Source organism: Pedobacter sp. Bi27, assembly GCF_918698255.1.
In the GTDB taxonomy this organism is placed as follows: domain Bacteria; phylum Bacteroidota; class Bacteroidia; order Sphingobacteriales; family Sphingobacteriaceae; genus Pedobacter.
Window position 1 is genome coordinate 87726 of sequence record NZ_CAKKMW010000008.1, and the last position, 26454, is coordinate 114179.

Below are 26454 nucleotides of genomic sequence, written 5' to 3' on the forward strand. Positions count from 1 at the left end.
TTTACAAACTAAAAAGCAATTGAAACCAGATTTAACTAAAAAACTGTGCAAACGTTCCCAAAAACGTAGATATGACGTTTATTAATGTTGCTTATCCAATCCCCTTAAAGAGATATTTTTTGTAACTTGTACGCATTACGAAAATGAGATTTGAAACATCTACCATAAAGGATATTGCTAAAGCGTTGGGATTGTCAACTTCAACAGTCTCCAGGGCTTTAAGAGACCGTTACGAAATTAGTGAGGAAACTAAAAAACTGGTTTTGGCTTATGCTGAAAAGGTTAATTACCGCGCTAATCCTATCGCCAGAAGTTTAAAGGAGCGCCGTAGCTATTCTATCGGCATTATTGTGAGCGAAATTGCCAACAACTTTTTTTCTCAGGTGATAAATGGTATTGAATCCATCGCTTATGATAAAGATTATCACGTTATCATCTCTCAAAGTCACGAATCTTATAAGCAGGAGAAACTGAATGTTGAGCACCTTGCGTCACGTTCTATTGATGGCTTGTTGATCGCGCTATCCTCTGAAACGCAGGATATCGATTACCTGCGGAGTTTATATGCCAAGGGCTTACCAATTGTTTTTTTCGACCGTGTGCCTAAAGATTTTGAAACCCATAAGGTAATCGCGAATAATTTTAAAGGTTCTTTTGATGCCACAGAACATCTTATTTTATCTGGAAAAAGAACCATTGCCCATTTAACCAATTCCGAAAACCTTTCGATAACTAAAGAAAGACTCGAAGGTTACAAGGCAGCCTTGGTTAAATACCATATCGAATTTAGACCTGAGCTGGTTAAATATTGCCAGCATGGCGGTATGCACAGTGCAGAGCTGGAACAGGCGGTTAAAGAACTTTTGCCGTTACAGCCAGATGGGATTTTTATTTCGAGCGACCGCTTAACTACCGGCTGCATTATGGCGCTGAAGAAAACCAATCCTGAAGTGGCACATAAAATTGCGATTGCAGGTTTTACTAATTCTAACCTGGTCGAATTATTTTCACCATCTCTAACCTCGGTTAAACAGCCCGCATTCGAAATGGGGCAGGTAGCTACCGAACTGTTAATCTCGATGATCGAAGCCAAAAGGCCCGTAACTGAATTCGAAACAAAGGTTTTGGATACCGAATTGGTGAAGAAGCGGTGAGCGCCAGGCGGTTGGCCAATGTCATTAAGTTGAGCCATTCGACGCAAGCAAAAATAATTTAACCACAGATAGGAAGGATGCACACAGATATAAAAATCTGTATTTATCTGTGCTCATCTGTGGTTAAAAATGCTTAGCTTAATGCCATTGGGCCGTTACCTATTTGTGCAAGGTGTTTAGCGGTATACGGCTGATGCACGGCACGCTAAACTTCCAACCCTCAACTCCAAACTTATCATCCATCGTTAGCGCCAAACGCGCTACACCAAACTCCCTACAAATTATTACCTTTGCAGCATGGTAGAAATCACATTAAAAAAGGGCAAAGAAAAAGCGGCATTACAAAGACATCCATGGGTATTTTCCGGAGCATTGGAAAAAGTTAAGGGAAAACCTGAAGATGGTGATGTAGTAAAAGTTTTTGCTTTCGACAATGAATTTCTAGCTTATGGTTATTACAACAGCAATTCGCGTGTTGCCGTTCGTCTTTTGGAATGGGATGAAACGCAAACCATTGATAACAGCTGGTACCAGAACCGCTTAAGGCAGGCTATTGCTTCACGTCAGTTTATGTTAGGCGAACAGACCAATACCTGCCGACTGGTTTTTAGCGAAGCTGATTTCCTTCCAGGTTTAATTGTTGATCAATATGCTGATTTTCTTTCTCTTCAGATTTTAAGTTCTGGAATCGAAAAAGTGAAAGCAGAAATCGTAGAAATTTTAAAAACTGAATTAAATCCAAAAGGGATCTTTGATAAAAGTGATGCTACTGCCCGTACCCATGAAGGTTTACCTATCGAAAACGGATTGCTCTGGGGTGAAAACCCACCGGAATTTTTGGAGGTAAAAGAAAATGGAATTATTTACCATATCAATATCGCAGAAGGACAAAAATCAGGATTTTATTGTGATCAGCGCGATAACAGAAACATTTTGGCCAGTTATGCCAAAGGCAAAAAAGTTTTAGACTGTTTTAGTTACAGCGGTGGATTTAGCTTAAATAGTTTGGCTAATGGTGCTGCAAGCATTACCAGTGTTGATAGTTCGGCTTTGGCTATAGAAACATTAAAACAAAACGTAGCCTTAAACCAATTCGATACAGATAAAGTAACAGCCATACAATCAGATGTAAATAAACAACTCCGGGCTTTCAAAGAATCGGGAGAATTATTTGATGTAATTGTGCTCGATCCACCTAAATACGCGCCATCGCGTTCGGCATTAGACCGTGCGGCAAGAGCCTATAAAGATTTAAACCGTTTAGGCATGTTGTTGCTTGAAAAAGGGGGCTTATTGGCTACTTTCTCTTGCTCGGGAGCGGTTGATATCGAAACCTTTAAACAGATTATTGCCTGGGCGGCACTTGATGCTGGCAAAGAAGTTCAGGTTATTAAACAATTCTGCCAGCCAGAAGATCATCCGGTCCGGATTTCTTTTCCGGAAGGAGAATACTTAAAGGGATTGTTGTTAAGGGTGTTATAAATTTATTCCTAATCGATCTGCATTAAAGCACAAAGACACAAAAAGCAACGGGTATTTTGAAAATTAACCAAGTGTTATTGTGTCCTTGTGCTAGGCTGAAATCAGCATCTGGTTAGCCAACCATCACTTTAGCGGTAATAGCCAGTCTGTTCCAGGCATTAATGGTAACTATAGCCATAATAATCTGTGCTAATTCCTGCTCATTAAAAAAGCTTGCAGCTTTCTGATAGGTTGCATCAGATACATGGTGGCTAATTAAGGTTACTTCTTCTGTTAAAGCCAAAACAGCTTCTTCTTGTGCCGTAAATAAGGTTGTTTCCCTCCAGGCATTTAATAAATACAAACGTTGTTCGGTTTCTCCTATTTTGCGGGCATCGGTTGAGTGCATATTTAAGCAAAATGCACAGCCGTTAACTTGCGATGCACGCATTTTAATCAGTTCTAAAAGAATTGGATCTAGTTTGCTGGTTGATAAATATTTCTCTAAACCGTACATGGCTTGGTAAGCTGCGGGTTCTACTTTTGGGATATCAATTCTACTTTCCATTTTATTTGTTTTTTGATTACGATGTAAAGTTCTGCAACTTATCGAGCAAAAAACTTAATGTAGTTTAAGAAATGATTAGCTAACGTAAGGGACACATTTTTTTGCCACGGAAGCACGGATTAACACGGAGTGTTTCCAGGGTCTTTGTCCTCACAGATCATATGTTTTCTTTTTCGATACCCGTACTACATTTATCTGTCTTTTCTGTGTCTCCGTGGCCCATGTTAAATGAGGTTAACGCTGTGTGTTCTGCAATTAATAAACGATTATTTCTTAGCCCTGATTTTACTCAAAAATTCGGGGGTAAAGCCGAGGTAAGAAGCCAGCATATATTGAGGTACACGCTGTACAAATTCGGGGAATAATTGATTGAAATGACGGTATCTTTCCTCTGCTGTTTGGCTGTACAGGAATTTTATTCTCCGCTGTGAAGCCTGATGGTTTTTTTGCAAGATCAATCTAAAGTACCTTTCCAGCTTGGGGAGTTTATGGAACATTTCATCATAATGGTGATGTTCGATGGCTATCACCTCGGTGGTTTCTGCTGCCTGGATATAAAATTCAGATTGCTCATGAAATAGAAAGCTGGTTAGATCGGTAATCCACCAGTTTTCGATGGCAAACTGTGTGGTTTGCTCAGCACCCTTTATATCAATGAAATAAAGCCTCAGGCAGCCTTTTACTACGAAATAATTCGCCCTGCAGGTTTGCCCTTCTTCTAGTAAAAAAGCTTTCTTTTTAACGGAAAAAGATTTGAGTAGCGATGCAAGGGTTTCTTGTTCATCGCTATTCAAATCTATAAATCTCTTGATGTGGTTATAAAGTGCACTATACATAGCTATACTAATGATTAGCTAAAATAGGTATAATTATAAAAATGAAATCAATAGCTTAAAGCGAAAAGGCTTTTAGTTCTGACAGCGCTTCAGTACCGTAGTTTTTTAGTGCTGAAGTTATTTTATCCGTTAATCCTTTATTATCGGTTGGTTTTCCTTTGGTTGGTGGGGTTAAGTCTTTTTCAGGAACGTTTACTTCTGTTACTTTAGTGGCAAACCAGGTTATATTTTCGTGGGGTAGGGCTAAACCTAAAATCATTCCAGGCAATCCTGTAAAAGATTCCGGGCCACCCGAAACGGCAATCTGGTTTGAATAATAAGCCACTACGTAAATCGAATCCATAATGATGGCGTTGGCTCTACGGCATTCGTAACCCGCAATTTCCCTTGTTTCGTCGGTAATTTTCCAATTGATCTTACGCAGCGTATCCTTAACAAGATAAGTATCTTCGTAAACCGACTTCTGAGAAATACTTGCCTGGCTATTATAATCAGTAGCTATCGTATTTTTTAGATCAACAAGGGCATCCCTTGCGGCCCAGTTTGAATTTGCCGTTTCTTCTACCGCTGGCCATTTATATAAGCTTTTATCCTTAGTAAAGCTTAAGGTACTTTTAGCAACCTTAAATTGAGGATTGTTCTTTTTATACTGTTCAAAAGCAGGAGTCATATAGCTTTCATTATCCTTATTGATTTTCTTTTTAATCAAAGCATACATATTAGATCTTTTCTCAAATTCGATCATGCCATTTTGTACGAAGTGTATGTTCTGGGCAAAAAGACCATTGCTGATGAAAATAACAGCAAATAGGATGATATATTGTAGTTGAGTTTTCATGATTATTATTTTTGTGTTTTAATACCGCCGCCCATTTTATTGAAATCCCACGATACAGAGAACATTAAATATCTTCTAATGGTTGTATAACTGCTCTGGCTAATCGTGGTATTAGATGCCGAACGATTAAAACCTATATTCTGATTTAGAATATCATTTACAGTTGCTGAGAATCTTAAGTTTTCTGCTTTAAAGAATTTTTTGCTTACCGATGCATTCCAGATCAGACGTTCAAAGCTTTCGGTTAACACCTGGGTTTTTCCATTATACTGGTATTCTGCATCAGTTGATATTTCAAATTTTCCTGGTAATTGCACATTGCCAGATGCATAACCAGTCCATCCCCACCCATCACTATTCCTGCCAATACTTGCCCTTGCCATATTATAGGAGGGACCAAATCGGGTATAAAAACTATAACTTTTATCCTTGTATTTCGAGATATTAATACCACCGCCGTAGCTATAGTTTTTAGTATTATTTAAGGTCCTGCCTAAATCAGTGGTAATAAAATTATAAGAAGAATTTCCATCTGCGTCTACATTTAAACCTACGTTTATTTCGCCAAGAGCATTTATTTTTCTGCTTATCTGCCCGTATAAATAAAAATTGGTCTGCATTTTATCATTGTAATTAATGTAGCGGTAGGTGCTTTTACCAACACTATTGGTGGTTACATCACTAATAATTGGATTTGCCGTAAAGCTGTAGGAACCACTTAACCAAACCGATTGGTTGGTTAAAACTTTGTAAGAATTATAACTAGCGCTGACATTGCTCCTAAACGACGGTCTTAAATCTTGATTTCCCTCCACAACATTAAATGGATCATTATTTATCCTAACTGGCTGGAGTTGATCGAGTGAGGGCTGGTTGGTATTACCATTATAGTTGATCCGTAATGATTTTTGCTGAGAAAAACGATATTGATAAGATGCTTGTGGCATGTAATTAATAAAGTTTCTTACATAGGTTTTATTGTGATAAATATCATCCTGCTTAAAATTTACACCACTAAACTTCGATCCAAAATTGATAACGGTTTTACCTTTTTTATAGTTGAAAATTGCACCAGCCTGATTAATGGTCTGGTTCAGTTCAAAGTTGTTACTGTAAAGGGTATCCAAAATATCATATCTGCCACTTCCGGATTGATTAAAGGATAACCGATCCGATTTTCCATTCATTAAAGTCAGTCCATAGTTAATAATTACGGTCAATGTTTTTGAAAGAGGCTCGGTATATGCGGCATTTAACTTAAAGGCACTATTAGTAATATTGTTGGTCTTTAATTGGTTGGTAAGACTATCTATTGTTCCTGTTCCAGCCTCATTTGACCGCTTGTTAAGCGAGTTTAAGTACCCTTCACTATTGCTTTTGTTGATCGATTGATTTAAGTTTAATGATAATGTACGACCTTTCTTTTTTAATTTTTTAGTGAATAAAACGTTCATGTTAAAACTTTGATCATCAACCTCGTTAGTTAACAATCTGTCGGATGAATTTAGGAATTTATCATTTTCACCATAAGTTGAGGTAATAAAATGGTTTGAGGTATTGCTTTTTTTCAATGCCCCATCAACATTAACTTTCATGGTCAGGGTGGTGTCGATTTTAAGCTCATACATGGCATCCAGTTTTTGTCTGAACATGTCATTATCGAAAGATTCATCAGAGGTGTTATTCTGTACTCCCGATTCTAAATTGTTTTGATTTATTGAATTTTTATCACCCTGAACCCTGATTGATCCAATTTTATAATTTGTGTTTAACGATTCTTTATCTTTATTCCATTTGTTATCGAAATGCAAACCGCCAGTTCTCGCTACGGGTAAACCCTGGCCATTATATCGCCCGTCATAACTATCAAAATCATCGCCCCCACTACTAAAATACATTCCACCGTCATCAGTCATCGTCAGCCCACCTGAAGCGCCGTATTTATCCCGGTCATCCCAGCCTAAACCTACCGTTCCGTTGTTGCCTAAAATGCCATAGGCAGAAAATTTCTTTTTGCCCCAGAATTTATTAAACATTCCCTGCCCCTGATAAAAATCTTTTGTTCCATAACCACCCTGCACTTTGCCAAAGTAGCCGTTCTTTTTATCTTCTTTAAGTTTAATGTTAAGTGTTTTGGTTTTTTCGCCATCATCAATACCTGTAAAGCTAGCCTGATCGCTGGCTTTATCATAAAGTTGAACAGACTCTACCATATCTGCCCTCAGGTTTTTGGTTACCAGTGTTGGGTCGTCGCCAAAAAATTCTTCACCATCTACCAACACCTTCGGTACTGTTTTGCCCTGGGCCGTAATTTTTCCATCTTTATCTACCTGAAAGCCGGGAAACTGTTTAATCAGGTCCTCAACCTTTGAGTTCGGTTCGATATTATATGCTTTGGGATCAAACTCTGTAGTATCGCCTTTAATTTTTATGGCTGTTCTGTTTCCTTTAATAATTACATCGGCAAGAATTTTGGCCATCCCTGTAAGATTAATTTTTCCATAATCCTTAACCTGAGTGGTAGAATCGAGCGTAAAATGATCTACAAAATCTGCATACTTAGGGTAAGAAACCAATAAGATAAACTTCCCGTTTTTAATTCCGCTAAGCTCGAATGAGCCATTTTCTGCTGCACGGGTAAATTTTACCAATGTAGAATCTTTTGCATTTAAAACTGCGATGGAGGTTCCAGATAAAAGCGTTGTCGATGCAGTATCAATCGTTCGGCCTTTAATGGTATGGAGGCTTTGTGCTTTCGAATAAGTGGAGATAAAAACGAAAAGGCACAACGAGAGTAATAGGCGTTTCATAGATAAGATTTGGTTTTGTTTGCCGAATATAAACTAATATGTTAGTTGTGCATAATGCTTTAACCTTTTTTAACATTATTGCCTCATATTCAATTCATTTTAATCTTTCAGGTTTTACAACAAATCGTTTTTCATATAGGTTAATTAGCCGTTCGTCTATAAATACAAGCTCATGGTATAATAGCCGGTAACTCGCTGAAACGTTTTTGATAAACCACAGTCTTAATTACAAAACCACCTGATAGTTAGGTGTTTAAAACCAAAGTATTTATCACAACATAAAAATATTAAAGTCATGAGAACTTCTATTAAAAATTTATTCGCAGCTGCATTAGTAATGGTTACTTTAAGTAGCGCAACAGTAGTAGCAAACGCTACAGAAAACAACGCAAATTATACCGCTATAACTCAGGTTAAAAATATCGGTAAAATTGTAGTATCCGGAAATGTTAAATTGATCCTTGTTCAGGATGCCAAAGAAAGCGTTGAAGTTTATGATCAATATTATACCAAAAATGCTTTGGTACAACAGCAGGGAGATGAACTTAGAATCACCTCTTTTGATAAAAAGACCTTAATTGTAATTGCCCACGTAAATAATTTAACTGTTATTGAAGCATCGAACACAGCAACAGTAAATACAGCAGGGAATTTTAACCTGATAAACTTAAATGTTGTTTTAAACGACAAAGCATCAGCAGATATAACAGCCAATATTGTTAACCTATCTACTACGGTTAAAGATACTGCATCATTAAAGTTAACAGGTTCTTCTGAAATACATTCAGCATTAATTGGATTGGGTTCTGAAATTAAAATGGACGATTTTACTGCCCAGGAAAGCACAATTAAAGTAGCAGATAAACCAATTTTAGCAAACAACAATAAATCACGCTATGATGATCTTCAGGTAGATTTACTAGAAAGACTATTCTAATCCCCATCATATATTTTACCAAAAAGGCGCTGAACTTAAATTCAGCGCCTTTTTTATTTTAAAAGATGGTCTCTACGAGGTCTGCATTTGTAATGCAGGTAAGAAATCTGATTGCGATAAAATCGCTTTTCTCCTGCATCCTCGTTATAAACGGGGACGATTTTACAAATCAAATTTTATCCCCTGCGCTAAAGGCAGCGTGTTCGAATAATTGATGGTATTGGTTTGTCTGCGCATGTAAGCTCTCCAGGCATCAGACCCGCTTTCTCTGCCACCACCTGTTTCTTTTTCGCCGCCAAAAGCACCGCCAATTTCTGCGCCCGAAGTACCAATATTTACATTGGCTATACCACAGTCAGAGCCATTAGCCGATAAGAATTGCTCTGCCTCTCTTAAGTTCAAAGTCATAATGGCCGATGATAATCCTTGCGGAACGGCATTTTGCAAAGCAATGGCCTTATCTAATGTTTTGTATTTAATCAGATATAAAATCGGCGCAAATGTTTCGTGCTGAACAATCTTAAAATCATTCTGAACTTCGGCAATACATGGTTTTACGTAACAGCCGCTTGTATAGGCATCGCCCGATAAAACGCCGCCCTCTACCACAAAATTGCCGCCCTCTTCCTTACATTTTGCAATCGAATCTAGGTATGCTGCAACCGCATCAGTATCAATCAGTGGTCCCACATGGTTATTTTGATCTAAGGGATCTCCAATACGCAACTGTCCGTAAGCTTTAACCAGTTTAGCGGTAAAAGCATCATATACACTTTCGTGGATAATTAGCCTCCTGGTAGAAGTGCAACGCTGGCCCGCGGTACCAACAGCACCGAATACCGCACCGATTAAACTCATATCTAAATCAGCATGTTCTGAAATGATGATGGCATTATTGCCACCAAGTTCAAGCAAGCTTTTTCCTAACCTTGCGCCTACTGCCGCGCCAACCGCTTTGCCCATACGTGTCGATCCGGTGGCAGAAATTAAAGGGATGCGGCCATCATTTGTCATGAGTTCGCCAACTTCCCTGTCACCTAAAACCAGGTTGCAAACCCCTTCGGCTATATCGTTATCTTTAAAAACCTTTGCAATAATATGTTGACAGGCGATTGCGGTTAGCGGTGTTTTTTCTGATGGTTTCCAGATGCAAACATTACCACAAACTAGTGCCAAAGCGGTATTCCAGCTCCAAACCGCTACAGGGAAATTAAATGCAGAAATAATACCTACAATCCCTAACGGATGCCATTGTTCGTACATGCGGTGGTTTGGACGTTCGCTGTGCATGGTTAAACCGTAAAGCTGCCTGGATAAACCTACTGCAAAATCGCAGATATCGATCATTTCCTGCACTTCACCAAAACCCTCCTGCAAACTTTTCCCCATCTCGTAAGAAACCAGGGTGCCTAACGCATCTTTGTTTTCACGTAAGGCATCACCAAACTGGCGCACAATTTCTCCTCTTTTTGGAGCCGGAACCGTACGCCATGCTGTAAATGCTTCCTGCGCTTGATGTACAACAGCATCATAATCAGCAGCACTTGCAACTTTTGCCGAAGCAATCAGTTTGCCATCAACGGGAGAAAAACTTTCTAATGTATTTGTATTAAGTTCACCGCCCCAATTGCTGCCCGTACTATAAGCGGCATTACTTGCATTAATGCCCAGTTTATTTAAAATGGATTGAATATCTGTAGTCATATATCTAACGATTTACACAAAAAAACAAAAAATTAACAGAACGGAGGTCAAATTCTGGTCTTTAAATTATTTCCATAATCAATATCTCCCTTTAAGCATAATCAGGTGTAAATAAGGCTATAAATTGTGCTTTTTGCTTTGCAATATAAATAGCGTAGTTTGCCAAAAGAATAATGATATCAAATTAGACTTCAGTCGTTATAAATAGAAAAATGAAAATAAAATTATTGCTCATTGCTTTTTTAGGGTTCAGTATTTCCCTTTCGGCACAAACAAAAAAGGCAACTAACTCGCTGTTGTGGGAAATTTCTGGTAATGGATTAAAAAAGCCTTCCTATCTATTTGGCACCCATCATTTAATAGGGGCTAAATTTGTAGATACGATGAAGGTTCTGCAGGAAAAGTTTAAATCTACCGATGCAGTAGTGGGCGAGATTGCAATGGACAGTACTACGCAAACTAAAATGGCCCCGTTTTTAGTAATGAAAAATAATACGCTGGATAGTTTATTAACAAAATCAGAATACAAGGAAGTAGAAGATTATTTTAAAAGCAAACAACCAGGTTTTGAATTAAAGCAACTGAACAATTTCAAGCCCGCAATGGTAGCAATAATGATGATGCTTTTTGAAAGCCCAGATATGTTAAAAGATATAGGTGAAGGTATGGATGATAGCTTTCAGAAGTATGCCAAAAAAAATGGAAAATCATTATATGGTTTGGAAACAGCCGAATATCAGGGTGCACTTTTATTTGACAGTGATCTGCAAAAACAAAAGAATGCATTGCTAAAATCGATCCGGGAAGTGGATAAAAGCAAACAAAAAATGGAAGAACTGAAAACTTATTACATCACTCAGGATATGGATAAATTAACTGAACTCTTTAAAAATCAGGACGAAGAATCAAAAGAATTTATGACTGAGCTCTTAAAAAACCGAAATAAAAGATGGTTAGATCAGCTGCCGGCTCTAATGCAGAAGCAATCGTTATTTATTGCGGTTGGAGCGGGGCATTTACTGGGTGCCGAAGGCTTGATAAAAGGGTTGCAGGTAAAAGGATACATTTTAAAGCCCGTAGCAACTAATTAATATTTCAATGTGTTTGTGAAAAACAAAAGAAAGGGAGCTACATTTGCGTTTTTACTTTAGCACTAATAGCTGTGTTTAAAGTAAAACTAATTTGTAAAAACATAAAAATGAATAAAAAAATTATTGCCTGTGGTGTGATGCTGGTTTCTGCTTTTTTGGCTAATCCACTTTTTGCACAGGAACAGCCTGTAGAAAAATCGAACAACTTAAATGTTTACCGTGTAACTGCAACTAAAGTTAACGATCTGGTGCATACCAAACTTGATGTATCTTTTGATTATGCAAAGCGATACCTATACGGTAAAGAATGGGTTACTTTAAAGCCTCATTTTTATCCTACCGATTCTTTAACCCTTGATGCGCAGGGAATGGATATTAAAACCATTGCATTGGTTGGCGCAAAAGGAAATACCCCGCTTAAATATGTTTATAAAGATAATAAGCTTTATATCACCCTGAATAAAAAGTACACCAATAGCGAAAAGTACACGGTGTATATTGCTTACACCGCTAAACCCGATGAATTGAAAGTAAAGGGAAGTGCGGCCATAACCGATGCTAAAGGTTTATATTTTATTAACCCAGATGGTGCCGATAAAAATAAACCAACACAGATCTGGACCCAGGGTGAAACAGAATCGTCTTCGGCATGGTTTCCAACTATCGATAAACCTGATCAGAAAACTACCGAAGAGATTTCGATGACGGTAAAATCGAAATACACAACACTTTCTAACGGAAAATTGATGAGCCAGAAAGCCAATGCAGATGGAACAAGGACCGATACCTGGAAGATGGATCTGCCACATTCGCCATATTTATTTATGATGGCGGTGGGCGAATTCAAAATCACAAAAGATACCTATAAAGGGAAGGAAGTAAGTTATTACCTCGAACCGAAATTTGCGCCCTATGCCAAGCAGATTTTTGGTAAAACACCTAATATGATCCAGTTTTACAGCAATTTGTTAGGGGTAGATTATCCATGGAACAAATATGCGCAGGTGGTAGCCAGAGATTACGTTTCGGGCGCAATGGAAAATACTACGGCTACTTTACATGGCGAGCAGGTACAAAAAACAGATCGTGAGTTATTGGATGAAAATGAAGAAGGAACCATTGCACATGAACTTTTTCACCAATGGTTTGGCGATTATGTAACCGCAGAGTCGTGGTCCAACTTAACCATGAACGAATCTTTTGCCACCTTTGGCGAAGTGATCTGGCATGGACACGATGCCGGGCAGGATGCTGAAGACAAATCACGTTACGATAAATTACAATCTTACTTAGGATCGACCAAAAAAGGAGAAAGCCCTGTTTTAGCCCGCTTTTATTATGGCGACAAAGAAGATATGTTCGATAACATCAGCTATGCTAAAGGATCGATTATTTTATATGCCCTAAAAAATCAAATGGGCGATGCCGCTTTTTACAAATCACTTAACCGTTACCTCACCACCAATGCCTTTAAAAATGGCGAAACACATCAATTGCGTTTGGCTATGGAAGAGATTACCGGAAAAGACTGGAGCCCTTATTTTAATCAGTGGTATTACAATGGTGGCCATCCGGTTTTAAGTATCGATTATGGTTACGAAAACGGCAAGGCAACAATTAAAGTTAAACAAACGCAAGATGCAAGCGTGCAGACCTTTACATTGCCGATCAAGATTGACATTTATGCAGGAGGTAAAAAAATCAGAAAAGAAATCCTGATCAATAGCCGTGAGCAGAACTTTAGTTTCGACGTAAGTACTAAACCCGATTTAATCGATTTTGATGTAGATAAAATTTTAGTTGGAGAAACCAACGACAATAAAACCGCTGAAAACTATTATTTCCAATACAAAAATGCGCCTAGTTATGCCAATAGAATCGAAGCCCTGCAATTTATTATGCAGAGCAAAGCCAAAAGCGGCCAGCTGGTGTTGCTAGAAGGTTTAAAGGATAAATCTGCAGATTTACGCGCTTTAAGCATTGATGGGATTAACTTAGAAGATGCTCAGATTAAAGCAGCAGTTTTACCGGTTTTACTTCAGATTGCCAAAACAGATAAAAATACCGAAGCAAGATCAGCTGCAATTGTGAAATTAGCTGAAACTGGCGATCAGGCTTATAAAACTTTAGTGTTAGAAAGCTTAAAGGATAGGTCGTACAAGGTAATTGCTGCCGGTATTGATGGTTTGGCCAAACTGGCTCCACAAGAAAGTATCACAGCTTTAGCATCGTTAGATGAAGATACGAAAGCACATATAGCACCTTCTATTGCAACATTATATATCAATGAACCAAAAGATGAGTATCAGGCATTTTATGATAACATTATGCTTACAGGCGACAGGAATAGTGTTTTTGCAGTAGTTGGCCAGTATTTTCAGTACCTGAGGGCCAACAATAATCCTGTAGTTACCGAAAAAGGTATTGCGAACATTGGTGGCGCCATTGAAAGATTAAAATTACAGACCTATTTAAACAAGCAACTTGCGGGTGCTTATACTGCAGCTGCGCAGGCTAAAACACAACAGGCTGCCGCAATAAGCGGAGAGGCTAAAACAAAGCTGAGCAAACAGGCCGAATTATTTAAAAAAGGCGCAGCTGATCTGGAAAAAGAATAATAATTAACATAGTTAGGTGTCGATGCGTCATTCCCAATCAAGTTGGGAATGACGATCGTTCTTTTCACAATCTGCCAAAGCTGGCTATTTGTCCTTTAAGGATTACATCCCTCTTTTCTCCTTGTATCGATAATATAAACAATTTGCCAGCCCTTATCTCCTTTTACCAACTGAAAGGAATTAACCCCACAATGACTAAATTTTTCGCCCAGGTAAAATTTATAGTCTGTCCAAACAGAAGCCAAAGGACCATCGATTAATATTTTGGTAAACACAATACGCTCATCATATTTTTCCTGGTGTGGAGTGCCGATAAATTTGATAAAGTCGTTAACAGATTCTGTACGTATACCCGTTTTACCTTCTTTGTTCGTAATGGTTTGCATAATTGCTGCTGGTGCAAACGCAGTTCGGGTTAAAGTGCTGTCTCCAGTCTTCATACCGGTAAAAAGGTTATTTATAGTTTTTTTGATATCACTTTCTTCATCGCTTTGCGCAAAGGTATTTGTAGCAAAACCTAGTAAAAACAGGGCAAAAATGACTAATCCTTTCATGACTTCTTAATTACGTATATGCCATAAATTTATAGTATTTTTGTCAAAGAAGGGAAAAGGAACCGCGATGTTGCAAAAAATCTATCGATTATCCACACATCTTAATCACAGTCAATACGCTTTGTAGTCAGCTATTTACGCTGTTTTAACCGATTGATGTTAATAATTATTTTAAAAACGGATAATTAAAACTTGTAAACTTATAATGTGTTTTTCTGCTAATTGGCACGGTTCTTTAATAGTATAATATATGGAAGAAGAATTCTTTTTTGAATCCAACGAAGATGCACAACGCTCGGTAGAACGTTACGAAGAAATGCTCCGCAACCAGGATCAGTATTTCTTCGATGCAGGGGCATTCGAATACATTGTAGATTTCTACATTGAGAAAAATGATCCGGTCAAAGCTTTGCAGGTTGTTGATTTTGCAATCAGTCAGCACCCTTATGCAACAGTGTTTTTAATCAAACAAGCCCATCTTTACATTTTAACCAACAACAACGAAAAGGCTTTTATTGCCTTGCAAAAAGCCGAGCTTTTAGAACCGTCAGAACCAGATATTTATTTGCTCCGCGGTAATATTTTTCAAAATACCGAACGTTTTGACGAGGCTTTGGAAAATTATGAAAAAGCTTTAGGGTTGGCCGAGAGTACTGATGAGATTTTATTACAAATGGCTTATGTTTATCAGAGCATGAGTGATTATGAAAGCGCCATTACCTATATTAAGCTTAGTTTAGAGCAGAATATGGAGAACCAGGATGGTTTATATGAGCTGGCTTTCTGTTACGATGTGTTAGATAAACAAGAAGAAAGTATCAAGTTTTATCAACAATACATCGATACCGATCCGTATTCTTATGCGGCATGGTATAATTTGGGCAACAGTTTCCATAAGTTGAATCTTTTCGAAAAAGCGATCGATGCTTACGATTACGCGATCCTGATCAAAGAAGATTTTAGCTCTGCCTATTTCAATAAAGGTAATGCGCTGGTTCAGCTCGATAAATATGACGAGGCGATAGATGTTTATAAACAGACTTTCGAATACGAGCAGCCTAATGCCGATACTTATTGTGCCATTGGCGAATGTTACGAGAAACTGGAGAAAATGGACGAAGCCCGTTCTTACTACAAAAAATCGGTAAAAATGGATCCCAAAATGGCAGATGCCTGGTTCGGGATCGGTGTTACGCTGAATTTTGAAGAACGTTATTTCGAATCGCTTCACTTTTACAAAAAAGCAATCGATTTAGAGGCCGAAAACCCTGATTTCTGGTTTGCCATGGCCGATGCTTATTATAAATTAGGCCAGATTGACGAATCAATCGAAGCTTACGAAAAGGTATTGGAGTTTAATCCTTTGGATATCGAAGCCTGGTTAGATTTTAGTACTGTGCTTTACGAGCAGGGGAAATTGCTGGAAGCATCGGAAACGATGGCAGAGGCGATTAAAAATAATCCGGAAGCAGCAGAACTGTATTACCGGATGGTAGCCTATCTTTTTGCCCAGGGGAATTATAGCGATGCACTGGGATATTTGGAAACGGCTTTAACAACTGACCCCGATAAACACTATATTTTATTTGAATATTTGCCACAATTGCAGGATAATAGTGCCATTTTGAACGTTATAAACAGATATATTAGGTAACGACCTTGTGAGAAAAATTTAACAAATAAATCTCAAAATTTTTTTCACTTTTGTACGCATATGAATTATCCATTATTAAACGTTCCCGAACGTCCAGCTAAACCACGCCAAAAAGGCTTAACAATGGTTATGGATAAGGGATTGAGCCTACGCCAGGTTGAAGATTTTATTGAAGTTGCCGGCGTACATACAGATATCGTAAAATTAGGTTGGGCAACATCACACGTAACACCAAACCTTAAAGAAAAATTAGCTTTATATAAAAGTGCAGGCATTCCTACCTATTTCGGAGGAACGTTATTTGAGGCCTTTATCATCCGCGACCAGTTTTCAGATTATCAACGTGTTCTAGATCAGTACGGGATGGAATTTGCAGAAGTTTCTGATGGTTCTATTGAAATTGAGCACGATAAAAAATGTGAGTTTATCCGCGAACTTTCTAAACAGGTAACCGTAATTTCGGAGGTTGGAAGTAAAGATGCCGCTAAAATATTTGCCCCATATAAGTGGATTAAATTAATGCAAGCCGAAATCGAGGCGGGATCGTGGAAGGTAATTGCCGAAGCCCGCGAAGGTGGTAATGTAGGTATTTACCGTGGAAGCGGTGAAGTACGCGAAGGATTGGTTGATGAAATTTTAACCCAGATTCCTGAAGAAACCATTATTTGGGAAGCACCTCAAAAAGAACAGCAAGTTTGGTTTATTAAATTAATTGGTAGCAATGTAAACCTTGGTAATATTGCCCCGGCAGAAGTTATTCCTTTAGAAACCATTCGTTTAGGTTTACGTGGAGATACTTTTGATTATTTCCTGAACCAAACTAAATAACTCAACCCGCTGTTGCGGAGTGCATAGTTAAATAAACCTTGCAGGTTTCAAAAACCTGTAAGGTTTGCTTTTTTATATAAATAATGAAAACATACGGCTTAATCGGATACCCACTTTCTCATTCTTTCTCGAAAAAATATTTCACAGAAAAATTTCAAAATGAGGGCATAGCCGATCATCAATATGAGCTTTTTCCTATTGCCGATATTAAATCACTGCCCGATCTGCTGACTGAAAATCCATCACTTTGTGGGCTTAATGTTACGATTCCGCATAAAGTTAACGTGCTTTGCTATTTAAACGAAGTAGATGAAGCTGCGGAAAAAATTGGGGCCGTAAATTGTATTTCGATCAAAAGTTTTGAAGGTGCGACCTATTTAAAAGGCTATAACACCGATGCATATGGCTTTGAAGAATCGCTAAAACCCTTGTTGGGGCCGCAACACACCAAAGCACTGGTTTTTGGCGATGGTGGGGCGGCGAAAGCGGTAAAGTACGTGTTAGAGAAATTAAATATCCAATATCAGGTTGTGGTGCGAACGGCTGTTCCCGGTGCTGTTCTATATTCGGAAGTTACGCCAGAGATTTTAGCCTCACACCAGTTATTGATCAATACTACACCCCTGGGGATGTCGCCAAATGTGGATACCTTTCCCGAAATTGATTACAGTTTAGTTGGGCCAGGGTATTTAGCTTACGATTTAGTATACAATCCGCTGGAGACAGCATTTTTGGCTAAAGCTGCAGCGCGCGGTGCAGTGATTAAAAACGGTTTGGAAATGCTGTATAAACAAGCAGAAAAGGCTTGGGCAATTTGGAATAAATAATTAATTTATCGTCATAGCAAGGAGGAACGACGACGCAATCTTTGATAAAATGTTATGAAACTAAAACAACTGATCTGCCTTCCCTTTGTACTGCTTTTGTTTCTAACAGCTTGTCAGAACCACGATTATAGCCCAAAGCCGAAAGCTTACTATAGGATCGTATTCCCTAAAAAAGATTATACTGTATTTACCAAGCCTGTACCTTTTACTTTTAAATACCCAACTTATGCTGCGGTAGAACAAGATCAAAGCCGCGATGCCCAAAAAAACTGGTACAATTTACACTTTAAGCAGTTTAACGGCTTTTTGCATTTAACGTATTACGATATTTCGGGTAAAGGCGAGTATGATGAAATGGTAGAAGATGCCCGAAAACTGGCTTTTAAACATACCATAAAAGCCAGTGCGATTGATCAAAAACTCATCAATTATCCCGATCATAAAGTTTACGGTATTTATTACGCCATAGAGGGAAATACCGCATCATCAGTTCAGTTTTTTTTAACCGATAGTGCCAAACATTATTTCAGAGGAGCTTTATATTTTAATGAACGCCCACAATACGACTCTATTGAACCCGTTGTTAAATTTATTAAAAAGGATATCGATACCTTGATTTCTACCTTTAGGTGGAAAAATTGATTTATTATTTTGTCATCCTGCTTTTGGAAACAGGATTTTTTTAAAATTTTTATGATTACAATAAAAACCTTCGCATTTAATGCCTACAGCGAAAATACCTATGTACTTTTTGATGAAACCAAAGAATGTGTCATTATCGATCCGGGCATGTACGAAGGTTTTGAGCAAAATGAATTGGCGGCTTTCATTAAAAATGAAGGGTTAAAACCGGTCTTATTACTCAATACACATTGTCATCTCGATCATGTTTTCGGCAATAAATTTGTGTTCGAAACCTACGGCTTAAAACCGCAGTTTCATGCAGGCGAACTGCCAATTTTAAATGCAGTTCCTAGTTATGCACCATCAATGGGTTTTACCCGTTATGATGTATCTCCTCTGCCCGATACCTTTTTGCCCGAAACAGGGACTATTTCTTTTGGTAACAGTACACTGACCTTAATTTTTGCTCCGGGGCATTCGCCGGCACACCTGTGTTTTTACAGTGCACCCGATCATATTTTAATAGGTGGTGATGTACTTTTTTATGGGAGTATTGGCCGTACCGACCTGCCTGGAGGTAATCATCAGCAATTAATCCAAAACATTTCCGATAAACTTTTTGTCTTACCTGATGAAACCAAAGTTTATCCTGGTCATGGACCAGCCACAAACATTGGTTTTGAAAAACAACATAACCCATTTTTTTAGCAGGATTAAAGGTTCATAATTGTTAAAGGCTTTATAACCTGAAGCCTTTTACCTTAAAACCCTCAACCTTTTATTTATCTTTGCCGCTGTGAATACATCGTTTTATATTGCCAAAAGGTATCTTTTTGCTAAAAAATCTACCAATGCCATTAACCTGATATCGGGTATATCGATGGTTGGTGTAATGGTGGGTAGCGCTGCATTGATTATTATCCTTTCGGTATTTAACGGTTTAGAAACAGTAGTATTGAATATGTTCGATACCATTACCCCACAAATTGCCATTACACCGGCTAAGGGGAAAACTTTTGATCCGAACACAGGCTATTTCAATCAGCTCAGAAAAAATAAAGATGTTGCCGCTTTTACCGAGGTGCTACAAGAAAATGCTTTATTAAAATACAACAACAAACAAGCTGTTGGAATGGTTAAAGGTGTAAGTTTAGATTATTTGAAGAACACTAAATTAGATAGTACCATAAAAGAAGGCCATTTTATACTGCACAACAGAAGCGGTGATAATGCGGTAATTGGTTCTGCCCTGCAGAGTTATTTGGCCGTAAATACTGTCGATCCCTTTACAGAACTGGAAATCTATTCGCCAAAGAAAGATATCGCTGCAAATAGCTTAAACCCTGCCGACGATTTTGTGGTAAAGAACATTCGGGTAAGTGGTGTTTTTGAAGTACAACAAGATTTCGACAATGGCATTATTGTACCATTAAATTTTGCCCGCGAACTTTTAGGCGAAGAGAAAAATGTGTCTGCAATAGAGATCAATCTCCAGCCCGGTGTTGATGTAGACGATTTTCAAAAAGAGGTAATCGAAAAAGCTGGGAAGGATTATGAAGTCAGAAATCAGGCCGAGCAAAATAAATCACTCTACCACATTTTAAATACCGAAAAATGGGCGGTATATATTATTCTTACTTTTATCCTGATTATTGCTATATTTAATATCATAGGGTCGTTAACCATGTTAGTAATCGATAAAGTGAAGGATGTAGCCATTCTGAGCAGTTTAGGCGCAGGCAAGAAATTAATCAAACGTATATTTTTATTTGAAGGAATGATGATCACCATGTCTGGCTGTGTGCTGGGTTTAATTATCGGCCTCATATTTTATTATTTTCAGCACACTTATGGCTTTATCAAAATGGGTGATGAAGTAAATAAAACGCTGGTAAGTTCTTATCCAATCGGATTAAAATGGAAGGATTTTGTTTTAGTTTTTGTTACAGTAGGCATCTTCTCATTTTTGGCATCTGCTTTGTCATCCAATTTAAGTGTTAAAAAGATAGATCAAATTAATCAAACTATATAAAATGAAGTTATTTAAACAAGCAATTGTATTTGTTGTGCTCCTTGGCGTAGCCGCTACAGCTTGTAGAAACGATAAAGCCGAGGGAGAAAAAAGTAACCTGAAAACGGTTAAAGGTTTGTATAGTTTTGGCCCTGAAATGAAGTCTTTTACCTTATGTGAGGATGGGCGTGAGTATTGGGTTAAAGACAGTGTAAAAAATTTAGAGCTCTCTTATAGTAACCTGGGGTTCGAAAAGCCTTACGAGCCAGTATATGTAGAATTAGAAGGTTATTTCGCGAAGTCTGATACCGCTACGGTTTCACCTGATTTCGATTCTACCCTGGTGGTGATGAAAGTGCTTAAAATCAGTAAAGAAATCCCTGACGGGCCTTGTTCACAGTAATTCATCGAAAACCAACAGAGATCGTCATGCTGATCCGGATCTTCGGGATCAAACGCCTTGGTTCGTGTCTCCACGAACTAAACCAATGGTATAGATAAATAGCTTAGACAATTGTTAGATTGAAAGCCTAGCGTTTTAAGATAGTTTTTTTCTTGAAGCGCAATTGCAATGCTAATCGGTTACGGCATTCCTGCTTTCCGTTACAAGTCCTCACCCGATGAAGGATCGGGTTCCGGGCTTTACACTTCAATCAGGGCTAATTTTAAGCGCTTTTACTTGCTATTAACGGTTTAGTAGGATAGGCGCAATTCGCTACGCCCTGCAACCGTAAATAGTTGCACCTTTTCTGTCACCTAAACCTGATCGAAGTGGTTCCGGTTTTTCTCCGGAAGTAACGGAGAGCAGGACTGTCATTAATTGATGCTGCTGCACCTGCTTTCCAGAAAGCTAACAATTTTCCATTTTATGCACACGCTAACCAAACTTGCCTAAACAAAAAAGCTTTCCTGTTTCCAGAAAAGCTTTAGAAATTATAATAAAAGAATATCTCCTACCAGTAGATACTGTAAAGGGCTACCAATAAACCGATAATAATTAGTGAACCAACAGCGAAACCTGTTGTGGTTTTGAACATTTTCGAATCAATTTCCAGTCCTTTTGGATTAACACCGTTTTTGTTCTCAAACAAGCTGATAATTACCATACCGATAATACAGAATACGAATACAATACCCATTCTATCTAAGAAAGGGATTTCATAAATACCTGTTGCATTTTTAACCGAGAAGCCTACTCCCGATAACCAGGAAAGATCGGTCCATGTAGGAAGAACCTTTAACAATAACGATAATCCGAAACCACCAATCGTTGCAAAAAGTGCTGCATTTGAAGTGGCTCTTTTCCAGAAGAAACCGAGAATGAACATGGCAAATATACCTGGCGAAACAAAGCCTGTATACTCCTGGATATATTGGAATCCACCTTTTTTATCGATACCCAAGTGTGGTGCAATAATAACGCCCAATGCCATGGCTACAACTACCGCAATTTTGCCTGTAAAAACAAGGTTTTTTTCAGAAGCATCGGTTTTTAATACTTTTTTGTAAATATCTAATGTGAAAATGGTTGCAATACTGTTTGCTTTACCTGCTAATGAGGCTACAACGGCTGCAGTTAATGCTGCAAACGATAAACCTTTTAATCCCGCAGGTAATAAGTTTAACAATACCGGATAAGCACGGTCTGGATTAACAGTTCCGTCCTGCAGCATTTCCGATTGAAAAGCCCCGTCTTTATACAGTACGTAAGCCGCAATACCTGGCAATACCACAATAATTGGCATTAATAACTTTAAGAATGCAGCAAATAAAATACCTCCACGCGCAGTTTTTAAATCTGCACCTAAAGCACGTTGTGTGATGTATTGATTACAGCCCCAATAGTTAAGGTTTACAATCCACATACCACCTACCAATACGCTTAATCCCGGTAAATCAATGTAATTCTCATTGTCAGGTTTTAAGATCATGTGGAAGTGTTCTGATGCTTTTGAGGTCATAAGGCTATAACCTTCAAAAATGCCTGAGGTTCCGTAATGGGTAGAAACCAGGTTTAATGCCAGGTATGTTGTGGCCAAACCACCCAGAATTAAGAAAAATACCTGGATAACATCGGTATAACCGATTACTTTCATTCCGCCAAGTGTAATTACGATGGCAAAAGCCGCAATGGCGTACATACAGAAAGTTAAATCGAATCCAGAGATACTGCTAACAGCTAAAGCACCTAAATAAAGAATTGATGTTAAGTTTACCACTACGTACAACAATAACCAGAACACAGCCATAATCATGGCAACGGTTCCGTTGTAGCGTTGGTGTAAAAACTGCGGCATTGTGGCGATCTTGTTTTTCAGGTAAACCGGAATAAAAAAAACAGCAACAATAACCAGGGTAAGGGCAGCCATCCACTCGTAAGTTGCAATTGCCAATCCCATCTTAAAGCCCGATCCGCTCATGCCGATAAATTGTTCCGCAGAAATATTCGATGCAATTAATGATGCACCGATTGCCCACCATGTAAGTGAACCTTCAGCTAAGAAATAATCTTTTGAGCCTGTGGATGCGGATTTTTTCTTATTGTAGATGTACAGACCGTAAGCAGCCACAATAACGAAGTACACCGCAAATACAATGTAATCCTTCGTGTCCAATAAATTGTTTTTCATTAATATAATAGTGGTTATTTGGTTTAGAAATCTAAATGTAGTAAAATCATAAATTAATCTCTGCTTTTTTTTGAATTAAAAAGTGTTAAAGTAACGTTTATTAATTTGGGCTGCTAAAAATCAACAGCTATTCTACTTTCCACACGCTACTGGGATGGGTAAATTAATGGAGGTCGTCCCGCTTCTCATCCATGGTCTGTGTCTCCGTAGACCATGCTAATTAAATCAAATGCCCGTGGTCTGTGAAGACACAGACCACGGAGATTATATTTTATATAAAATAAATTAAATATACCTGTTGATTAAGTTTTCCAGGTATTCTTGCTTTCCGCTGCGTACCTCTGGTTCGCCGTTTTCTGCAGCATAATTTCTCAAATCTTCTAAACTTAGCTTACCTTGTTCAAATTCGGCACCCTTTCCACTATCAAATGAAGCGTAGCGGTCGGTTCTTATTTTTTTGTAATCAGATTTTTGAAGAATGGCATCTGCAGTGATTAATGCCCTTGCAAAGATATCCATGCCACCAACGTGTGCATAGAACAGGTCTTTTGGATCTGTAGAGTTACGGCGGATTTTCGCATCGAAGTTTACACCTCCACCCTGCAAGCCACCACCTTCTAAGATGATCAACATGGTTTCCGTTAGTTCATTAATATCGTTCGGGAACTGATCGGTATCCCAGCCATTTTGATAATCTCCACGGTTTGCATCGATAGAACCTAATAAGCCATTATCTACTGCAACTTGTAATTCGTGCTGGAAAGTATGGCCGGCCAAGGTAGCGTGGTTAACTTCTAAATTTAATTTGAAATCGGCCAATAGATCGTATTGTTGTAAAAAGCCTTTTACTGTAGCCGCATCGTAATCATATTGATGTTTAGAAGGCTCACATGGTTTCGGTTCGATGAAGAATGTTCCTTTAAAACCCTGTTTGCGTGCATAATCTTTAGCGGTATGTAAGAATTTTGCCAAGTGTTCCTGCTCACGTTTCATGTTGGTATTCAATAAACTCATATAGCCTTCTCTTCCTCCCCAGAACACATAATTTTCGCCACCAAGCGCAATGGTAGCATCTAAAGCTGCTTTAACCTGTGCAGCTCCGTGTGCCAGCACATGGAAATCGGGATTGGTAGATGCGCCATTCATGTAGCGCTTATGGCTGAATAAATTCGCTGTTCCCCAAAGTAATTTTACCCCGCTATCTGCTTGTTTTTGCTTGGCATACTCAACAAGGGCCTGTAATCTGCGCTCGTTTTCGGCAACATCGTCGCTATAATCTACCACATCCACATCATGGAAACAGTAATAAGGAATCTGCATTTTAGTGATAAATTCAAATGCCGCATCCATTTTATCTTTTGCCCTTTCTACTGCATCTTTTTTTTCATCCCAGGGGAAAATGTGCGTTGCGCCACCAAACGGATCTGCACCATTGCCGTTAAATGAATGCCAATAGGCGCAGGCAAATTTAAAATGCTCGTTCATGGTTTTGCCCGCTACAACTTTGTTGGCATCATACCATCTAAATGCTAATGGATTGTCACTGCCCAGGCCTTCAAACTTGATCTGCTCAATGCCCTTAAAAAATTCTTTTGCTCCTGTTACTACTTTTGTCATGTTATTTTGTTTTTTGGTTGTGGTCTGTTGGTCAATAGTTCATAGTCGGTCTCGCTATGGACTGTCAATCATTAACCAATTGCTAATTGTTTCTCTAATATTTTTTTCCAATCCTGATAAATGGGTTCGTATGTTGCCGAATGTTGTGGGATTAAAGTTTTAATTACTTCGTGGTTGTTAAAAGCTTCTTCTGCGCTTTTAAAAATCCCCGCACCTATCCCGGCACCTAAGGCTGCGCCAACACTACCGTCGTTTTCGTAAAGTTCTACCGGAATGCCTGTAACGTCAACAAAAGTTTGTGCAAATACGTCACTTAAAAAGAGGTTGGCCCTCCCGGCACGGATTACTTTAGGTTTCATGCCGTTTTCTCTCATAATATCCAGTCCATAGCGGAAAGAAAAGGCAATTCCTTCTTGTACTGCCCTAAAAATATCCGATTGATTGTGGAGATTTAAGTCGATACCTAACAGCTGGGCGCCAGTATATTTGTTGTTTAACATCCGCTCGGCACCGTTTCCAAAGGGAAGTACTTTTAAGCCATTGCTACCTATTGGTGCTTTTAACGCCAGGTTATTCAGTTCAGCATATGTAGACTGTGGTGCGAAATTGTATTTTGCCCAACGGTACATGCTGCCAGTGCCATTGATACAAAGTAAAACGCCGGTGTGTTTTTTCTCCTCCGAATAGGTTACGTGGGCAAAGGTATTTACCCTCGATTGTTTATCGTAGGTAAGATCGTTGCTTACCCCGTAAATTACACCTGATGTTCCTGCTGTTGCAGCAACTTCTCCAGGCTTCAATACATTTAAAGAAAGCGCGTTGTTAGGCTGATCGCCGGATTTATAAGCTACAGGGATACCGGCTGACAGGCCTAAAGACGCTGCAACATCAGCTTTTAAATAACCGTGTTCGGAAAATAAAGCTTTCACCTGCGGAATAACGTTGCCTGGGATTCCATAATAATCCATTACATCTTTGGAAATTTCATGATTTTCAAAATCCCAGAAAATGCCTTCAGATAATGCAGAAATACTTGTTGTAATTTCTCCTGTTAATTTCATTGAGATGAAATCGCCCGGCAGCATTATTTTATCGATGTGGTTATAGATCTCTGGCTCATTTGCTTTTACCCAGGCCAGCTTTGAAGCTGTAAAGTTTCCCGGAGAGTTTAGGAGGTGTTTTAACGACTTTTCCTCTCCAATGGCCTCAAAAGCACCATTGCCTAACTCAACTGCCCTGCTGTCGCACCAAATAATACTATCACGCAGTACGTTTTGGTCTTTATCTACTACAACCAGACCATGCATTTGGTACGCAATGCCAATTGCTTTAATTTCTTTAGGATTAAATAAGCCTGTCGAATTTAATTTGAGAATTGCTTGCTGAACATTTTGCCACCAATCATTAGGCGATTGCTCTGCCCAGCCCGATTGCAAAGATTTAATTGCTGTTTCCTCTTCCGGGTATTGTGCTGTCGCAATGTTTTTCTGTGAAGCTACATCAACAACTGCAACTTTTATAGATGAGGTTCCTAAATCAATCCCTAATAAATACATGGTTTTAAATTATTTTAATATTTGGCTATGCAAACGGTTGCATAAAGATAGTGCTTAAAATATAAAACGCAAATTTTTGTAACATTTATTCCATTTTGTGCAATCGGTTGAATTGAACATTCTTCCTAATTTAAAC

21 protein-coding genes are annotated in these 26454 nt (G+C 38.5%); 12 read left to right on the forward strand and 9 right to left on the reverse strand.

What is annotated here, in order from left to right; genetic code table 11:
* Positions 1-143: 143 nt before the first annotated feature.
* Both LQ227_RS22245 and LQ227_RS22250 read left to right on the forward strand, forming a co-directional pair.
* Positions 144-1154 (forward strand): LacI family DNA-binding transcriptional regulator, encoded by a 1011-nt coding sequence (locus LQ227_RS22245; RefSeq protein ID WP_230143288.1) that lies wholly within the window; start codon positions 144-146, stop codon positions 1152-1154.
* 297 nt (positions 1155-1451) lie between these two features.
* Positions 1452-2636, forward strand: a complete 1185-nt coding sequence (locus LQ227_RS22250; protein WP_230151173.1) for a class I SAM-dependent rRNA methyltransferase — start codon at positions 1452-1454, stop codon at positions 2634-2636.
* A 112-nt stretch (positions 2637-2748) separates the two neighbouring features.
* Here LQ227_RS22250 and LQ227_RS22255 read toward each other — a convergent pair whose 3' ends face one another.
* From LQ227_RS22255 to LQ227_RS22270, 4 genes are all read right to left on the reverse strand, one after another.
* On the reverse strand, positions 2749-3183 hold the full coding sequence (locus tag LQ227_RS22255; protein WP_230151175.1) for a carboxymuconolactone decarboxylase family protein: 435 nt from the start codon (positions 3181-3183) through the stop codon (positions 2749-2751).
* Positions 3184-3449: 266 nt separating this feature from the next.
* Positions 3450-4019, reverse strand: a complete 570-nt coding sequence (locus LQ227_RS22260; protein WP_230151177.1) for a Crp/Fnr family transcriptional regulator — start codon at positions 4017-4019, stop codon at positions 3450-3452.
* 55 nt (positions 4020-4074) lie between these two features.
* Entirely contained in the window at positions 4075-4857 is a 783-nt protein-coding gene (locus LQ227_RS22265) for a GLPGLI family protein (RefSeq protein WP_230143291.1), read from the reverse strand.
* A 5-nt stretch (positions 4858-4862) separates the two neighbouring features.
* A complete protein-coding gene (locus tag LQ227_RS22270; RefSeq protein WP_230151179.1) occupies positions 4863-7667 on the reverse strand; it encodes an outer membrane beta-barrel family protein in 2805 nt (934 codons plus the stop codon).
* Positions 7668-7962: 295 nt separating this feature from the next.
* Between LQ227_RS22270 and LQ227_RS22275 the strand changes: the two genes are divergently transcribed.
* Positions 7963-8604 carry a GIN domain-containing protein gene (locus tag LQ227_RS22275; RefSeq protein ID WP_230151181.1) on the forward strand — a complete coding sequence of 214 codons (642 nt, stop codon included), beginning with the start codon at positions 7963-7965 and terminating at the stop codon, positions 8602-8604.
* A gap of 162 nt (positions 8605-8766) precedes the next feature.
* Here LQ227_RS22275 and LQ227_RS22280 read toward each other — a convergent pair whose 3' ends face one another.
* Entirely contained in the window at positions 8767-10308 is a 1542-nt protein-coding gene (locus LQ227_RS22280; protein WP_230151183.1) for an aldehyde dehydrogenase family protein, read from the reverse strand.
* A 212-nt stretch (positions 10309-10520) separates the two neighbouring features.
* Between LQ227_RS22280 and LQ227_RS22285 the strand changes: the two genes are divergently transcribed.
* Positions 10521-11399, forward strand: coding sequence for a TraB/GumN family protein (locus tag LQ227_RS22285; RefSeq protein WP_230151186.1), 879 nt, complete (start codon positions 10521-10523; stop codon positions 11397-11399).
* A gap of 107 nt (positions 11400-11506) precedes the next feature.
* Positions 11507-14017: a M1 family metallopeptidase gene (locus LQ227_RS22290; protein ID WP_230143296.1), complete on the forward strand. Its 2511-nt coding sequence runs from the start codon at positions 11507-11509 to the stop codon at positions 14015-14017.
* A gap of 95 nt (positions 14018-14112) precedes the next feature.
* Here the strand turns inward: LQ227_RS22290 and LQ227_RS22295 are convergent, their stop codons facing one another.
* The gene (locus LQ227_RS22295) at positions 14113-14571 is read right to left on the reverse strand and encodes a nuclear transport factor 2 family protein (protein ID WP_230143297.1); all 459 of its coding nucleotides are present in this window, start codon (positions 14569-14571) and stop codon (positions 14113-14115) included.
* 250 nt (positions 14572-14821) lie between these two features.
* On the opposite strand from LQ227_RS22295, the gene LQ227_RS22300 reads away from it, so the two are divergent.
* The 7 genes from LQ227_RS22300 to LQ227_RS22330 all read left to right on the forward strand — a co-directional run bounded on the left by LQ227_RS22300 (position 14822) and on the right by LQ227_RS22330 (position 20918).
* The gene (locus tag LQ227_RS22300; protein WP_116252178.1) at positions 14822-16225 is read left to right on the forward strand and encodes a tetratricopeptide repeat protein; all 1404 of its coding nucleotides are present in this window, start codon (positions 14822-14824) and stop codon (positions 16223-16225) included.
* 60 nt (positions 16226-16285) lie between these two features.
* Positions 16286-17053 carry a phosphosulfolactate synthase gene (locus LQ227_RS22305; protein WP_230143298.1) on the forward strand — a complete coding sequence of 256 codons (768 nt, stop codon included), beginning with the start codon at positions 16286-16288 and terminating at the stop codon, positions 17051-17053.
* Between the two features lie 83 nt (positions 17054-17136).
* Positions 17137-17880: a shikimate dehydrogenase gene (locus LQ227_RS22310; protein WP_230151188.1), complete on the forward strand. Its 744-nt coding sequence runs from the start codon at positions 17137-17139 to the stop codon at positions 17878-17880.
* A gap of 54 nt (positions 17881-17934) precedes the next feature.
* Complete coding sequence (locus tag LQ227_RS22315; RefSeq protein WP_230143300.1) at positions 17935-18522, forward strand: gliding motility lipoprotein GldD; 588 nt, start codon at positions 17935-17937, stop codon at positions 18520-18522.
* A 51-nt stretch (positions 18523-18573) separates the two neighbouring features.
* Entirely contained in the window at positions 18574-19212 is a 639-nt protein-coding gene (locus LQ227_RS22320) for an MBL fold metallo-hydrolase (protein WP_230143301.1), read from the forward strand.
* Between the two features lie 88 nt (positions 19213-19300).
* Positions 19301-20536 (forward strand): ABC transporter permease, encoded by a 1236-nt coding sequence (locus LQ227_RS22325; protein ID WP_230143302.1) that lies wholly within the window; start codon positions 19301-19303, stop codon positions 20534-20536.
* Position 20537: 1 nt separating this feature from the next.
* Positions 20538-20918, forward strand: a complete 381-nt coding sequence (locus LQ227_RS22330) for a hypothetical protein (RefSeq protein ID WP_131029427.1) — start codon at positions 20538-20540, stop codon at positions 20916-20918.
* Positions 20919-21468: 550 nt separating this feature from the next.
* On the opposite strand, the gene LQ227_RS22335 is transcribed toward LQ227_RS22330, so the two are convergent.
* From LQ227_RS22335 to LQ227_RS22345, 3 genes are all read right to left on the reverse strand, one after another.
* Positions 21469-23145, reverse strand: coding sequence for a sodium/sugar symporter (locus tag LQ227_RS22335; protein WP_230143303.1), 1677 nt, complete (start codon positions 23143-23145; stop codon positions 21469-21471).
* A 285-nt stretch (positions 23146-23430) separates the two neighbouring features.
* Positions 23431-24762 carry a xylose isomerase gene (gene xylA / locus LQ227_RS22340; protein WP_230143305.1) on the reverse strand — a complete coding sequence of 444 codons (1332 nt, stop codon included), beginning with the start codon at positions 24760-24762 and terminating at the stop codon, positions 23431-23433.
* A 71-nt stretch (positions 24763-24833) separates the two neighbouring features.
* Positions 24834-26318 (reverse strand): xylulokinase, encoded by a 1485-nt coding sequence (locus LQ227_RS22345; protein ID WP_230143307.1) that lies wholly within the window; start codon positions 26316-26318, stop codon positions 24834-24836.
* Between the last annotated feature and the right edge of the window lie 136 nt (positions 26319-26454).

Coding starts and splice junctions, on each gene's coding strand:
- LQ227_RS22245 (WP_230143288.1), top strand. CDS start 144: ATGAGATTTGAAACATCTACCATAAAGGATATTGCTAAAGCGTTGGGA.
- LQ227_RS22250 (WP_230151173.1), top strand. CDS start 1,452: ATGGTAGAAATCACATTAAAAAAGGGCAAAGAAAAAGCGGCATTACAA.
- LQ227_RS22255 (WP_230151175.1), bottom strand. CDS start 3,183: ATGGAAAGTAGAATTGATATCCCAAAAGTAGAACCCGCAGCTTACCAA.
- LQ227_RS22260 (WP_230151177.1), bottom strand. CDS start 4,019: ATGTATAGTGCACTTTATAACCACATCAAGAGATTTATAGATTTGAAT.
- LQ227_RS22265 (WP_230143291.1), bottom strand. CDS start 4,857: ATGAAAACTCAACTACAATATATCATCCTATTTGCTGTTATTTTCATC.
- LQ227_RS22270 (WP_230151179.1), bottom strand. CDS start 7,667: ATGAAACGCCTATTACTCTCGTTGTGCCTTTTCGTTTTTATCTCCACT.
- LQ227_RS22275 (WP_230151181.1), top strand. CDS start 7,963: ATGAGAACTTCTATTAAAAATTTATTCGCAGCTGCATTAGTAATGGTT.
- LQ227_RS22280 (WP_230151183.1), bottom strand. CDS start 10,308: ATGACTACAGATATTCAATCCATTTTAAATAAACTGGGCATTAATGCA.
- LQ227_RS22285 (WP_230151186.1), top strand. CDS start 10,521: ATGAAAATAAAATTATTGCTCATTGCTTTTTTAGGGTTCAGTATTTCC.
- LQ227_RS22290 (WP_230143296.1), top strand. CDS start 11,507: ATGAATAAAAAAATTATTGCCTGTGGTGTGATGCTGGTTTCTGCTTTT.
- LQ227_RS22295 (WP_230143297.1), bottom strand. CDS start 14,571: ATGAAAGGATTAGTCATTTTTGCCCTGTTTTTACTAGGTTTTGCTACA.
- LQ227_RS22300 (WP_116252178.1), top strand. CDS start 14,822: ATGGAAGAAGAATTCTTTTTTGAATCCAACGAAGATGCACAACGCTCG.
- LQ227_RS22305 (WP_230143298.1), top strand. CDS start 16,286: ATGAATTATCCATTATTAAACGTTCCCGAACGTCCAGCTAAACCACGC.
- LQ227_RS22310 (WP_230151188.1), top strand. CDS start 17,137: ATGAAAACATACGGCTTAATCGGATACCCACTTTCTCATTCTTTCTCG.
- LQ227_RS22315 (WP_230143300.1), top strand. CDS start 17,935: ATGAAACTAAAACAACTGATCTGCCTTCCCTTTGTACTGCTTTTGTTT.
- LQ227_RS22320 (WP_230143301.1), top strand. CDS start 18,574: ATGATTACAATAAAAACCTTCGCATTTAATGCCTACAGCGAAAATACC.
- LQ227_RS22330 (WP_131029427.1), top strand. CDS start 20,538: ATGAAGTTATTTAAACAAGCAATTGTATTTGTTGTGCTCCTTGGCGTA.
- LQ227_RS22335 (WP_230143303.1), bottom strand. CDS start 23,145: ATGAAAAACAATTTATTGGACACGAAGGATTACATTGTATTTGCGGTG.
- xylA (WP_230143305.1), bottom strand. CDS start 24,762: ATGACAAAAGTAGTAACAGGAGCAAAAGAATTTTTTAAGGGCATTGAG.
- LQ227_RS22345 (WP_230143307.1), bottom strand. CDS start 26,318: ATGTATTTATTAGGGATTGATTTAGGAACCTCATCTATAAAAGTTGCA.